The 13906-nt window shown below is 47.8% G+C and carries 12 protein-coding genes; 11 read left to right on the top strand and 1 reads right to left on the bottom strand.

Annotation, left to right across the window (positions count from 1 at the left end; translation table 11 throughout):
• Positions 1-76 precede the first annotated feature (76 nt).
• The 4 genes from LJ707_RS02475 to LJ707_RS02460 all read left to right on the top strand — a co-directional run bounded on the left by LJ707_RS02475 (position 77) and on the right by LJ707_RS02460 (position 4634).
• A complete protein-coding gene (locus tag LJ707_RS02475) occupies positions 77-2671 on the top strand; it encodes a glycoside hydrolase family 31 protein (RefSeq protein ID WP_228949149.1) in 2595 nt (864 codons plus the stop codon).
• Between the two features lie 165 nt (positions 2672-2836).
• Positions 2837-3220 carry a PleD family two-component system response regulator gene (locus LJ707_RS02470; protein WP_228949148.1) on the top strand — a complete coding sequence of 128 codons (384 nt, stop codon included), beginning with the start codon at positions 2837-2839 and terminating at the stop codon, positions 3218-3220.
• A 65-nt stretch (positions 3221-3285) separates the two neighbouring features.
• Positions 3286-3618 carry a hypothetical protein gene (locus LJ707_RS02465; protein WP_228949147.1) on the top strand — a complete coding sequence of 111 codons (333 nt, stop codon included), beginning with the start codon at positions 3286-3288 and terminating at the stop codon, positions 3616-3618.
• The gene (locus LJ707_RS02460) at positions 3615-4634 is read left to right on the top strand and encodes a HAMP domain-containing sensor histidine kinase (protein WP_228949146.1); all 1020 of its coding nucleotides are present in this window, start codon (positions 3615-3617) and stop codon (positions 4632-4634) included. The genes LJ707_RS02465 and LJ707_RS02460 overlap by 4 nt, the downstream gene beginning before the upstream one ends.
• Positions 4635-4913: 279 nt before the next feature.
• Here LJ707_RS02460 and LJ707_RS02455 read toward each other — a convergent pair whose 3' ends face one another.
• Positions 4914-5195, bottom strand: coding sequence for a hypothetical protein (locus tag LJ707_RS02455; RefSeq protein ID WP_228949145.1), 282 nt, complete (start codon positions 5193-5195; stop codon positions 4914-4916).
• Between the two features lie 808 nt (positions 5196-6003).
• Between LJ707_RS02455 and LJ707_RS02450 the strand changes: the two genes are divergently transcribed.
• The 7 genes from LJ707_RS02450 to LJ707_RS02420 all read left to right on the top strand — a co-directional run bounded on the left by LJ707_RS02450 (position 6004) and on the right by LJ707_RS02420 (position 13674).
• A complete protein-coding gene (locus tag LJ707_RS02450) occupies positions 6004-6465 on the top strand; it encodes a hypothetical protein (protein WP_228949144.1) in 462 nt (153 codons plus the stop codon).
• A 74-nt stretch (positions 6466-6539) separates the two neighbouring features.
• Positions 6540-7040, top strand: a complete 501-nt coding sequence (locus tag LJ707_RS02445) for a DUF3347 domain-containing protein (RefSeq protein WP_228949143.1) — start codon at positions 6540-6542, stop codon at positions 7038-7040.
• A gap of 78 nt (positions 7041-7118) precedes the next feature.
• A complete protein-coding gene (locus tag LJ707_RS02440; protein ID WP_228949142.1) occupies positions 7119-7718 on the top strand; it encodes a DUF3347 domain-containing protein in 600 nt (199 codons plus the stop codon).
• Positions 7715-8188 (top strand): heme-binding domain-containing protein, encoded by a 474-nt coding sequence (locus LJ707_RS02435; RefSeq protein ID WP_228949141.1) that lies wholly within the window; start codon positions 7715-7717, stop codon positions 8186-8188. The genes LJ707_RS02440 and LJ707_RS02435 overlap by 4 nt, the downstream gene beginning before the upstream one ends.
• Positions 8185-10731: a multicopper oxidase domain-containing protein gene (locus LJ707_RS02430; protein ID WP_228949140.1), complete on the top strand. Its 2547-nt coding sequence runs from the start codon at positions 8185-8187 to the stop codon at positions 10729-10731. The genes LJ707_RS02435 and LJ707_RS02430 overlap by 4 nt, the downstream gene beginning before the upstream one ends.
• Positions 10732-10974: 243 nt before the next feature.
• The gene (locus tag LJ707_RS02425; RefSeq protein ID WP_228949139.1) at positions 10975-13017 is read left to right on the top strand and encodes a copper-translocating P-type ATPase; all 2043 of its coding nucleotides are present in this window, start codon (positions 10975-10977) and stop codon (positions 13015-13017) included.
• A gap of 342 nt (positions 13018-13359) precedes the next feature.
• Positions 13360-13674, top strand: coding sequence for a hypothetical protein (locus LJ707_RS02420; protein ID WP_228949138.1), 315 nt, complete (start codon positions 13360-13362; stop codon positions 13672-13674).
• Positions 13675-13906: the final 232 nt, after the last annotated feature.

The raw sequence follows: 13906 nt of genomic DNA, 5'->3' as shown, positions 1-13906 counted from the left end.
GAAAATGATCCGGAAGCGGTTATTGACAACAGATTCACCATTCAAAATTAAATACCATCAGATGTTACGTAGTTATATGTTTTCTATCCTGTTCCTGGCCCTTACCAGCTCCTTAGGCAGCGCGCAGCAAATCCGGTCCTGGTCAAAAGGAACCCATCAAGTCACTATCGCCGTAAATGGCGGTTATCTGGTTGTTGCACCCATGTCGCCTTCTGCAGTGAGAATCCGCTTTACCAAAAATTCAGCGATGACGCCGGCAAGCATGATATTTCCTGCAAAAGCAGTAAAAGTCGCTTATTCCTTAACGTCATCTTCCGGTGCGCTGACGATCAAAACATCGAAACTGGTTATCAACGTCAGCCGAAAGGACGGCGCAATCACCTTCACCGACTTAAAGGGAAAGATTATGCTGCGGGAAATGCCCGGGGCTCGGAAATATACTGCCGGAAAGGTACAGGGTGAGGACTGTATGATCGCTGAACAAAAATTCATTTCACCTAAGGATGAATACCTGTACGGGATGGGGCAGTTCCAGGACGGCATATTGAATATCAAGAATTTGCCAAGGAGACAAACACAGGTAAACACGCAAATCTCCATCCCGTTTATCACATCCAGCAAAGGATACTCTTTACTCTGGCATAACTACGGGCTGACAGATTTCAATCCTGCCGATTCCGAAATTACACTGCAGCCCGTAACCTCAGCAAATCCATCAAAAGCGCAAACTGTCGACGTTACGACTACCAACGGATCACATAAGGAAACACGCAGGGACAAAAGCTACAGCGGTACGCTCACCATAACGAATGGTGACCGCTATTCGTTTTTGTATGATTCGGGGGTCAAGATGGCCGGAGGGTACTATGTGGAAATTGACGGCAAAAGAGCGGTGGATTTCAAGAACCACTGGCTCCCCCCTACTACAAGCTGGTTTCAAACCCTGTCCCCCGGTGTTCATACCTTTAAGGTCATAGCGTCTGAAGGTGACAAGCCGAGGTTATATTACCGGAAATATCAAGATGAAACGGTGTTCCGTTCGCCGGTGGCCGAAGCGGTAGATTATGTATTTTTTGCCGGCAAGGCTGATGCCGCTATCGGTGAGTTCAGGCGGCTTTCGGGCAACGCGCCATTAATGCCCGTTTGGGCCTTGGGTTATATCCATTGCCGCGAACGTTTTCATTCTCAACAGGAAATCCTTGGTGTGGCCTCGGAGTTCCGGAAAAGAAATATACCGATGGATCTCATCGTCCAGGATTGGGAATATTGGGGAAAATACGGATGGAATGCAATGCGGTTTGATGAAACCGATTATCCTGATCCAAAAAAAATGGTTGACAGCCTGCATGCCATGAATACCAGGCTAATGGTATCGGTATGGTCCCGAATTGATAAAAAGTCAGAGATCGGCAAAGATTTTTCCGATCGTAATTTTTATGTTTCCGGAACAGACTGGGTTGACTTCTTCAATCCGGAGGCCGCTTCACTATATTGGAAATACTACCGGGAACGGATGTACAAGCTTGGCATCGATGCCTGGTGGCAGGACGCAACAGAGCCTGAAAATGACGATCTGCTGGACCGTAAAGTAAATAACGGAACGGTGAGCGGGGAACGGGTCAGGAATATATTTCCGCTTTTGGTCAGTAAGACGGTATACGAGGGTTCGCGCGCGGAGACATCAGATAAACGGGTGCTAATTTTATCCAGAAGCGGATTCAGCGGGATTCAGCGTTATGGGGTCTCCGTCTGGTCCGGCGATGTCGGCAATGATTGGGAAACATTACGCAGGCAATTAGCGGCCGGACTGAATTATATGGCATCAGGGATGCCCTGGTGGACATTTGATGCGGGCGGCTTTTTCAGACCGGCAGATCAGTATACCGATCCCAGATATCATGAACGGTTTGCCAGGTGGATGCAGCTCGCCACCTTCAGCCCGCTCCAGCGTGTGCACGGCTATCAGACCAATACTGAATTCTGGAACTATGGCCCCGAAGTTGTACAGCAGTCTTTGAAGTATCTCCGGCTGCGCTACCGCCTGCTCCCGTACATCTATACACAGAACGCGGCGGTAAGCTTTAAGGGCGGAACGTTGATGAGACCCTTAGTCATGGATTTCCCGGAAGATCAGCAGGCTCTCGAAGCAGAGGATCAGTATATGTTCGGGCCTTCGCTGCTGGTCGCCCCCGTGATGCAGCCGTCTGTTACCACTCGTAAGGTATATTTGCCGGAGAACGCAGGCGGGTGGTTCGATTTCTGGACAGGCCGCAGGTTAAATTCCAAAACCCGTGTCAACGCGGCTGCGGACGTATCTACGATTCCGCTATTTGTCAAGGCGGGTTCAATCATACCGTTTGGCCCGGATCAGCAATATACCCAGCAGGTAAAAAACCCGGTGATCACCCTGCGCATATATCCCGGTGCGGACGCTGATTTCAATTTATACGAGGACGACGGGGAATCATACCATTATGAAAAAGGGGCCTATTCTGTTATTCCGATTCATTGGGATGACCGGAACGGGACTTTAACCCTTGGCAAAAGAAAAGGCAGTTTTCCGGGGATGGCTGGAAATCGTTTGTTCAAAATTGAATTTATTTCAACCGGTGCTGAAAATGCGCTGCGAAAGCAATATGCCGGCAATGCCATGAAGCTTCTACTTAGGTAACCTGAAGGCGACACGGATGTTCGTGTCGACTAAACAGACGGGATTGCGGGACACCGGAGCAGACATTCAGGTGGTTATGTATGCCGCTATTCCATCCTTGGTTCCGGTTCCGGTAACATAACCGGACACGCACGAGCTTATATTCATAATCTTTAAAACAAGGCCATGATAAATTCCAAAAATGCGCTGATCGCAATAGTTGATGACGACATTGTTTACCGTTGGATCTTGCGAAAGATACTGCGAAGTGGTGATTACAGACTTGCTTTTGAGGCAGGTGACGGACAGGAGTGCATCACACGAATGAAAGAAGCCAAAATGGTACCGGATCTGATTATCCTGGACATCGAAATGCCCGTGATGAACGGGTTTGAAACTGCGAAGCAGCTGAAAGCAGCGTGGCCTGAAACTAAAATTCTCGGACATTCCTCCATGGACGACCAGCGTACCATTGCAGAAATTTTGTTTTCCGGAGCCGACCTTTTCAAAGTCAAGGGCGGGGATACCAAAGAATTGAAATTTGCTATCAATGCCATGCTCAACAAGTAAGATGACTGATTTCGGACACATATCCGACGAACTCTATTAAAAAAAATAACGTGTACGCCTAAATCGTGAAGTATTCCATCAACATTAATTTCGAGCAGATCAAATTACCTCCGTTTGAAGATATTCTGATCCTGGCCAAAAACTCTCCCCAGGGTAAGATCGGCCTGAGTAAATCTTTTGAATTGTTGATTCCCAATGGATTTACATTGATCGACGTAGAAGATGACTTAATCGAGGCGGTTTTTGTGCAAAAGGCAATTTTACATAAAGTGTCCGCCGAGAAGGTGATAGGAATCCTAAGGACTAATGTTTTTCCTTTTATCTCGGAAGGCGAGTTAATCAAAGTTGATTTCAACGTCAAGATCTCCATAACCAACATAGAATTAGAAAACGAATGACTATTTCCTCACTGATCAAAAATAACTATCCGAAGGTGGATGCCTATCAGGGAGTCAAACAGGTTAAGCCCATTGTTTCGGGATACGCAGGTGCGCTGGTGACAGTTGATGGTTCCGAAATACTAGGGGTGATTACGGCGTATGATCTGTTTAAAAAGCAGCACAACCTTATCGTAGACTGCCTGACCGAAAAGCCGGTACTGTCACCTGATTACACGATATCCGATGCCCTATCTGTTATGCGCGACACGCATTCGGATATCCTGATGGTATATGAGGGAGAAACGCTTTTAGGGGTCATCAACAAGCAGGACATCATCGACCACTTGTGCAACTTTATAGAGGAACAGCAAAACCTCATCCAAAGCATTGCCCATGATCTCAAAAACCCGATATCAAACGTACTAAGCGTTACCTATTTATTAGAACATGCCGGGAAAAATGAAGAGAACAGTGAACTCATTACGATTGCTCAGGAATCCTGCCGTTATGCGACCGAGATCATTAATGATATGTTAGTTGCGGAAAGTCAAAACCTGTTAAAAGCGAGGCGTTTGAATTTAAATGAACTGATCCGGGAATGCATAGCCTCTTTCAAAACGGCTGTCCAGCAGAAAAAGATAAAGCTCAAGGAATATTTGCCACCTGAAGCCAGTTACATTCAGGCAGACCAGATCAAGATCAAACGTGCTTTTAGCAACCTGCTTTCCAATGCGATCAAATTTACGCCATCCGGAGGTGAGGTCACTGTCACGTTGCAAAAAGATGATGGTCATCTGCTCGTGATATTCAAAGACAACGGTATAGGCATCCCAGCGGAAAAGCAATCCGGCATTTACCACAAATTTACAGCTTTCAGGCGAACCGGAACCGATGGCGAAAGCTCCACGGGACTTGGCATGTACATCACCCGGCAAATCATAGAAAGCCACGAGGGAAAGATATGGTTAGAAAGCCGGGAGCTGGAAGGAACAATATTTTATGTCCGTCTATCCGCAGTGGGTGACCAGGAATAATTTAACGTCGCCGCCCGGTGGATGATTACGAATCTGCCGTTTTACTGCGCCATCCGGTAAAAATCAAATCTGACGCCCCTGGTGGATTCAGGAAACCGGCAAATTCCCCTTGCCGGACCTAAGCAAGACCGGCAGAATCTGATGCCAGGGGTCAATAATTGCCCTGTTGCAACGCCACTCAGCTTACTATGCCTGATGGGACAAATTATTTCAACGAAAGATCGATTTCATCAGGCCAAAACGCGCAGCATCAGTTCCGTAACTACCACCTTATCATCATCAGCGGCCACTTGATCCTCCGGGGTTAAATTGATAGTCTATCCATTCAACACTTGGTAACGGGTCAACGCATCCATCCCGCTTCCATACAGCACCGGCGCCATGATCAGGTAAGCTGAAACAGGCCAAACCGGAGGATGTATTGATAATACGTCCGCCCTCGTCCATCAGCGGCAAATGTTTTTGGGTAAGGGAGACGGGCGCTTTTAAATGAATGGTTGATCGCATGGAAAGCCTCTTGAGCAGTTTCAGCGATGGCGGCATAACAGCCTGCTCCGGCATTATTGATCAGCGCATCGATTGATGTTCTTCCAAAATCCTTTTCCGGTTTTTCTTCCAGGGCGGCCACAGTGCATCGAAGGAACTGATTTTTGAAGATCCTGTTGCAGGCCTGCAGGTTTACTGCCTGAGGATTCGATTTCGGTTACGACCCTACCGACATCCGCCCTATTGGTTTGATAGGTGATGATCCCATCAAACCCGCTTTTGGCCAGTCGAATTGCGGAATTTCTGCCCGAACAGCGGCTTCCGCCTGTCAGTAAGACTGTTATATTTAAAGTATTGCTCCTATTGATGTTGATTGATTAATCCGGGCAGATCAGGTATAGCCAGTACGTAACTTCAACCCGATTTCTGACCTCCCCTCTTGTTACCACGTTTTCAGAATGAATGGCAGTAACCTGGTTTGGCTGATTTAGCTGATTGCTGATGCCCGAAATCCTATGGTATACAAGTGGTTACCGGTATCCACTTGTATACCATCTATTCAACAGTGAGGCCTTTAAAAACCGGAGAAGTGTCAGAAACCCAAATCCTGCTGAACTACCCGGAAAATAAAGTCGAGGCGCCCGATAAACCCTCAAATTGAGCGCGAATCAACGTTTTTATTCATCCTCCCGGTAAACGGCATGCCTGAACCACGCAGATCGAAATAGATTTTCAGCAAAACTATGGGATCAGAAAACAAAGGGGAAACATCATAAAATCAGGTAAGGGACAAAAATTTCACCCCAAAAGGTAAAAAAGTTAAGCAGAGTATCACCTGACAGTAAACAACTTATCTGTTTAATGATTAGATTTGTACCTGAGGATGAGAAATAAAGCGCTTTTATTATTGTTTATATTCCTGCTGAATTCGGCTACCGGATTTGCCTGCGCTTTATTGATGTCCGGTCACGGACAGGAAGAAACTGCCAGCCATCATGAAGCCGGCCATCACCATAATGTCGCTGAAGCTGCTGTACATCATCACGACGGGCAAAAGAGGGTCCACCCTCTCAGCGCGCAGCATCATCCCGGCCAACCAGGCATCACCGCTAAGGATGATTCCTGCTGCCAGGGACTAGTCAACAGTTTCAACACCTTAGCCAAGGTTCCTCCGCTGTCTCATCACTTTGACTTACTTTCTCCTTTATTTTTCGTCGCCGCATTTTATCTGTTCTTTTTAAACCCAGTTTGGGATGTACGGCAACGATGGTCAGTAGCGCTGAATAAACGGCGAAGGCCCCCCAATCACCCCATCCGCATTACTATACAGAGTTTTCAGATTTGATGAATTGACAGGTAATTAGAACTACATGGGCTTGCCATGTTTAATTTTTTCCGTCACATTAATTCATTCAAATCATGAAAAAGATATTTCTATTGGTTGCGCTCATCGCAACTATGTTTACGCAACTTCTATTTGCACAGGAAACCAAATCTTCCACACCCGCCTCCCTGTTACCTTTTTATTATAGCATCAAAGATGCGCTGGTCAACGGTGATGCGGCGGCCACTGCCTTAAAAGCAGGTAATTTTCTAAAAGCGGCCAATGACCTGGATATAAAATCCCTATCTGAAGCTGACAGAAATGCTTTTAATTCAATCCACGAAAAATTAGCATTTGACGCAAGGCATATATCAGAAAGCAAGGACATCGCTCATCAACGGGAACACTTCGCAAATTTTTCTGCCAATTTCTTCAAATTAGCCAAGGCGGTTAACCTGGCCGGGCAAACGGTTTACTATGATTACTGCCCGATGAAAAAGATTTACTGGCTTTCCGCTGACGCGGCGATCCGGAATCCCTATTTCGGAAATCAGATGCTGACCTGCGGCAAGATTGCTGAAACCCTGAAAAAATAACGCATAAGTTTTTAACAGAAGTCATCCATCTTGAGCGGTCATCCCGCTCATGATGGATATCATTATCAATCCATTATCATGAAAACCTTAGTATATGTTACTGCTTTAGCAGTAGCTTCACTTTTCCTTGGTGCCTGTAAGCACCCTAAAAAGTCAAACGCAGCAAAAGACTCAGCCCACAAGGCAAGCCATGTAAAGCATACAGCTGCCAAACCCGGTGTTGATGGGAAAGTACCCACACCCCTCAGCGGACTGCTCGTTAACTACCTGAAAATAAAGGATGGGCTGGCAGCGGACAACAGTAATGAAGCCGCGGCCGCCGGGACCATACTGGCGGAGGGATTCGCCAAATTTGACCGGTCACCTTTATCAGCTAGCCAAAAAAGGTACTTCGACGATATCGCCGGTGATGCTGAGGAAATGGCTGAACACATCGGTAAAAGCGCCGGGAAGCTACCGCATCAGCGCGAGCATTTTGATATGCTGAGCAAGGACATGATCGATCTGGTCAAAGCTTTCGGCACAACGCGGAACCTGTATATCGACCGTTGCCCGATGTACAACGATCAGAAAGGCGCGCTTTGGTTGAGCGAAACCAAAGCGATCAAAAACCCCTACCTGGGATCTGCGATGCCAACCTGCGGCGCTGTGAAAGAGGAACTGAAATATATCCCATGAACAGCGCAGTTAAAATGATATTGTCCATGGCGGCTGTCATTCTTGTCGTGATCCAATTCCTGCCCCGCGCACACAACGAAGGCAGGATAGTACCGGCAAATGATATCAATGGGGTGCTGGATGTACCGGGTAATGTGCAGGTGGTCTTAAAGACCGCCTGCTATGATTGCCACAGCAATAATACCCGTTATCCCGCATATGCCATGATCCAGCCGGTGCGGATGATGCTGGACAGGCATGTAGCGGAAGGTAAAAAAAACTTGAATTTCAACGATTTCGCGACTTACAGCGCCAGGAAGCAAAACAGTAAACTAAGGGCGATCGCGGAAAGCCTGGATGAAGGCACGATGCCTTTAGCATCTTATACGCTGATACACCGGAACGCCATCCTTTCAGTAAAGGAAAAAGCCCTGTTGCAAAACTGGGTCAAACGATCGGCGGAACGCCTTTTATTAAAACAACAAAAATGAAAAAACATATGATCATGGCCCTGATGCTCTGCCTCTGGCTGCCGGCTTTTGCCCAAGGCGACAAGACAGCGACGCAACAGCAAACGCCTGTTACCTATACGTGCCCTATGCATCCGGATATTCACGCCTCCGGGCCTGGTAACTGTCCGCGGTGCGGGATGAAACTGGTCAGCGAAAAACCGAAAAGCATTTCCCCAAAAATGGGAAGCGGCATACCGGCGAAAGATTCCGCAGCAAAAACGGACAATATGAGCGGTATGACGATGGCGGACAAGCCCGCTGCGGATAATCCCTATCAAAATGCGAGGGCAAAACTGGGGCCGGTAAAAACCCTGGCCAACCATACCCCGCCCCGTACCGTCCGCTATGACCTTTACCTGGCGGATACCGTCGTCAGTTTTGGCGGAAAACCCAAACGCGCCATTGCGGTGAACGGGAGCATCCCTATGCCGACCTTAACCTTTACTGAAGGCGATACCGCAGAGATCTATGTGCACAACAACCTGAAAGAAGAAAGCTCCCTGCACTGGCATGGACTTTTCCTGCCTAACCGCTATGATGGTGTACCCAATATGACGCAAATGCCGATCAAGCCGGGCGCGACCCATCTGTATAAGTTCCCGATCAGGCAGCACGGCACGCATTGGTACCACAGCCATTCAGGACTGCAGGAGCAGATCGGTATGTACGGGTCATTTATTATCAACAAAAGGCAGGAATGGGACATACCTACCTTGCCCGTGGTTTTGAGTGACTGGACAAATATGAAACCGGAAGAGGTACAACGCAGCCTTCATGCGGCCTCGGACTGGTTTGCCCTCAGGAAAGGGTCGACGCAAAGTTACCTGGAGGCTATCCGGTCAGGGCACTTTAAAACGAAAGTGGTCAATGAATGGAAACGCATGAACGCCATGGACGTGAGTGATGTTTACTATGACAGTTTTTTGATCAATGGCCAAAACCAGGCTGAGCAGCCGCAGTTCAAAGCCGGGGATAAAGTGCGTTTAAGGATCGCCAACGGCGGTGCATCTTCCTATTTCTGGCTGAAGTATGCCGGTGGTAAAATGACGGTTGTGGCCACTGACGGCAATGATGTAGAACCCGTAGAGGTCGACCGCCTCATCATCGCCGTTTCAGAAACTTACGATGTGGTAGTGACCATTCCGGAGAACAAGCGCTACGAATTCCTGGTAACACCGGAAGACCGTACCCGGTCGGCATCCCTGTGGCTGGGGAGCGGCCCTGCGGTACCGGCCGGTAAAATGCCTAAACTAAAATATTTCGCAGGCATGAAGATGATGAACGACATGATGGACATGAACGGCAACCTGGTTCAAATGGAGGGCATGAACATGCAAAACCAGGTCATGGACATGAACACGGTGATGTATCCGGAGATCACCGGTGAGGAAAAGCCAAAAGCAGGCGATAAAAAAAATAGTATGCCGGGGATGCAGGGTTCGGGCAATCCTGGTATGGCCGGAATGAGCATGCCCCCCGGTGGCAGTGATATCGTTACCCTTAATTACACGATGCTCCGTGACCCGAACCGGACTACCCTGCCCAAAGGTCCGATCAGGGAACTGAAATTTGACCTGACCGGGAACATGAACCGCTATGTCTGGACGCTGGACAATAAAACCGTTTCCGAATCGGATAAGATCCTGATCAAAAAGGGTGAAAACCTGCGCATCATCCTGTACAATAACAGCATGATGCGGCATCCGATGCACCTGCATGGCCACGACTTCCGCGTGCTCAACGGACAAGGCGACAACGCCCCGATGAAGAATGTGATCGACATCATGCCGATGGAAAGGGATACCATCGAGTTTGCGGCGACCGAGCCGGGCGGTGACTGGTTCTTTCACTGCCATATCTTATACCACATGATGAGCGGGATGGGCAGGGTATTTTCTTATGAAAACTCCCCGCCGAACCCTGACGTGCCGGACCCTGAACTGGCACAGCGTCAATTGTACCGCGATGACCGGATGCCCCACCTGATGGGCAAGATCGGCCTGGAAAGCAACGGGAGCGACGGGCTGATTATGCTGGGCAGCACGCGCTGGAAAGCCAGCACCCTGTGGCATTTGGGTACGGACGCGAAAATGGGTTATGAAAGCGAAACCATGATCGGCCGGTATATCGGGCGGAACCAGTGGCTCTATCCCTATATCGGCTTTGACTATCACTACAAGAAGTTCAACCCGGATGAGAAAAATATCTTTGGCAGTGATGCTAAAAACATGTTCGGGCAGGTCAGTAATAAAGAGGACCGGAAAACCGTCGTTGCCGGTATTGCCTATACACTGCCAATGCTGTTTATTGCTGATGCGCGTATCGATGGTAATGGTAAGCTGCGTTTCCAGCTGGGCCGCGAGGATATGCCGCTTACCCGGCGTTTGCGGTTTACCGTGATGGTCAATACCGATAAGGAGTATGCAGCAGGTCTTCGGTATATCGTGGCTAAATACTTCTCGATATCATCTCATTATGACAGCGACATGGGGCTTGGTGCCGGATTGACCCTGACCTATTGATAATATAAGATGAGGTTTGATGGACATTTATAGGGCTCACAATGACCGAATAAACTATTGAACGCGCATCGATCAGGGAAATGAAGGTGTCAACCCTTTCGAAAAAAAGCAGCTTGCAGGATCATTTAATGATGCAGCTTTTATGATGATGTGCCACTTCAAAGCATGCTTTGAAGTGGCACTGTTTAAGAAAGGTTTAAAAAATGACCGTTGGGCAATTTACATAAATTAGAGAACGTGAAAATGAAACATCAACATCACATTGAAACGCCGGTAACGGCTCACTCAAAAACAGACCATAACACCAGGCATCATGACCCCGATCCATCCATGGGGATGGCGGGGCATGATCACGCGATGATGATCGCCGACTTCAGGAAGCGGTTCTTAGTGGTTCTGGCCCTAACATTACCGATCATGCTGCTATCGGCCATGATACAGCAGATCATCGGTTTAAACTGGCAATTTGCCGGATCTTCCTATCTATTATTTGCACTGTCAACGGTAGTGTTTTTTTACGGCGGCTGGCCTTTTTTAACGGGATGGCGCAACGAGATAAAAGCGCGTAATCCGGGGATGATGTTCCTGATCGGCTTCGCTATAACGGTTGCCTATATCTACAGCGTGGCCATCGTATTGGGGTTAAAGGGTATGAATTTCTTTTGGGAACTGACAACACTGATCGGGATCATGTTATTAGGGCACTGGATTGAAATGAGATCTATTGCAGGGGCGTCGAAAGAACTGGAGTTACTGGTACTATTGATGCCCTCAGAGGCCCACCTGGTTATGGCCGATGTGGTCCACGATGTCAAAACTGACACATTAAAAGAAGATGATATTATCCTGGTCAAACCGGGAGAAAAGGTTGCTGCAGATGGGATGATACTCGAAGGGGAAAGTTATCTGAACGAAAGTATGCTTACCGGAGAGTCAAAACCAGTAAGGAAAATAAAAGGGGACAAAGTTATCGCCGGTTCTCTTAATGGAAGCGGCTCTTTTCAAGTTAAGGTATCCCACGCGGCGAAAGATTCCTACCTCTCGCAGGTGGTGAAGCTGGTCGATGATGCACAAAGATCAAGATCAAAAACACAATTGCTGGCAGATAAAGCCGCCAGATGGTTGACCATTATTGCTTTGTGCAGTGGCATCGCCACATTTTCATATTGGTATCTGACCGGGCAAACCTTGGCCTTCGCTATGGAAAGAATGGTTACGGTGATCGTGATCTGCTGCCCTCACGCTTTGGGTCTGGCCGTCCCTTTGGTAGTTGCCAAATCAACAGCCCTGTCGGCAAAGAATGGATTACTGATCAAAAACAGGAATGCATTTGAGAATTCAAGAAAGATAACCACGGTTGTGTTTGATAAGACGGGCACATTAACTGTAGGAAAGTTCGAGGTTACTAAAATAATTTCCCTCAACAGAGAGCTAAAAGAAAATGAGATCCTTCGGTTAGCATCCGCGCTGGAACAAAAATCAGAACACCCGATCGCGACAGGCATCCTCCAGAAAGTAAAAGACCTGGCTATCAAAATACCGGCAACTGAAAATTTTATTTCCATAACAGCAAAAGGTGTGCAAGCAACGGTCGAAGGGAAAAAAATAATGGTCGTCAGCCCCGGCTATTTGAAGGAAAATAACCTAACCATTCCTGAGGGCTTTAAGGCTGATGATACCGAAACTGTTGTATTTGTCATCATTGATGCAAAAATAGCCGGATATATTGCCTTGTCTGACAGAATACGGCCTGAGTCGGCAGCGGCGATCAGTATTTTAAATCAGCAAAAGATCAAGTCCATATTGCTTACAGGAGCCAATCGTAAAGTAGCGGCAAGTGTAAGCAAAACTTTGGGCATGGACAGTTTTATTGCCGAAGTGTTGCCTGACCAAAAATTGAAAGAGATAAGAGCTTTGCAAAATAAAGGCGAATTCGTAGCTATGACCGGGGATGGTGTAAACGATGCACCGGCATTGGCACAGGCGGATATCGGAATTGCCGTCGGGTCGGGCAGCGATATCGCCGCAGAAACCGCGGGCATTGTTTTGGTCAACAGCAATCCGAAAGATGTCGTTGCCTTAATTTTATTCGGAAAAGCAACTTATCGGAAGATGATCCAGAACCTGGTCTGGGCAACCGGCTACAATGTCGTTGCCTTGCCGCTGGCTGCCGGTGTGCTTTATGATCAGGGTATTGTATTAAGTCCTGCCGCAGGGGCTGTATTAATGACGGTGAGTACGGTTGTTGTCGCGATCAATGCAGCATTGCTAAAGGTGAAGATTTGATCTTCAGGACATCCGTAAATGCCGATCAGCCGCAGGTTTCAATTGTTTACAAAAGTGACCAGAAAGGTGTTGAAATAAGATTCGGACCGGCAAAGCTCACCTCATACGAAATTCGGGCAACGACATTTTTGAAAACTCTGTTGGAAGTCCGGTATAGATCAAAGCCTTGAAAAAATGATTTACGTAGAGATCAGAACGATCGTTCAAAACGGGTTATGCCTGTTCCTATGCATGACCTTATCTATGTGTTTACTTACCGAGCCGTTATCGGCTGCAACAAATTACCCAGCTGGTGTGGAGGAGACACCGGATGCAGATCTGTTAAAACGGAGAAGTACCCCCATGCATAAATTATCCCGGTGTGGCCTGATCATAACCGGGATAGCCGCATGGAGCGCCGGAATAACCGCGCGCGATCGGCTCCGGACCTTGTCCGTTCAATCCATCAAGGGAATCTTTCAGGACGCTAGCGGAGAGTTCAGTTGGCTGATCTGTTCGCTCTTGGCAATCTCAGTTGGTTTAGCCGTCCTGAGCCGCCGCAAAGATACACAAGAGGCGCTGGCCAAGCGGGATCGCCATCTTGAGAGTACATTTTTCAAGATTTTAAGTATTACAATTATCATGGCTTTGATCTTTGCCGCACTATCGATGAGCTGACCCCATCAATACGTAAGTATGATCGGCACTGATCAACTTATGCAATGAAATAACCTCATAATTCTATTCAGCACATTGTTCAGTATTGAGGCAACAGGTTGGATGGCGGCAGAACCAAGTGGCCTGGTGCAGCATGCATAAAGCAATGAGCCATTTACCGAAACGACCGTCCACGTGCCGCAGCTGCGTATCAGTACGACCAGGGAAAATGCTGATTCAGGGAAGTTGCCGG

The organism is Mucilaginibacter sp. UR6-1 (genome assembly GCF_020880975.1).
Lineage (GTDB): Bacteria > Bacteroidota > Bacteroidia > Sphingobacteriales > Sphingobacteriaceae > Mucilaginibacter.
This window is presented reverse-complemented; position numbering and strand designations above follow the sequence as displayed.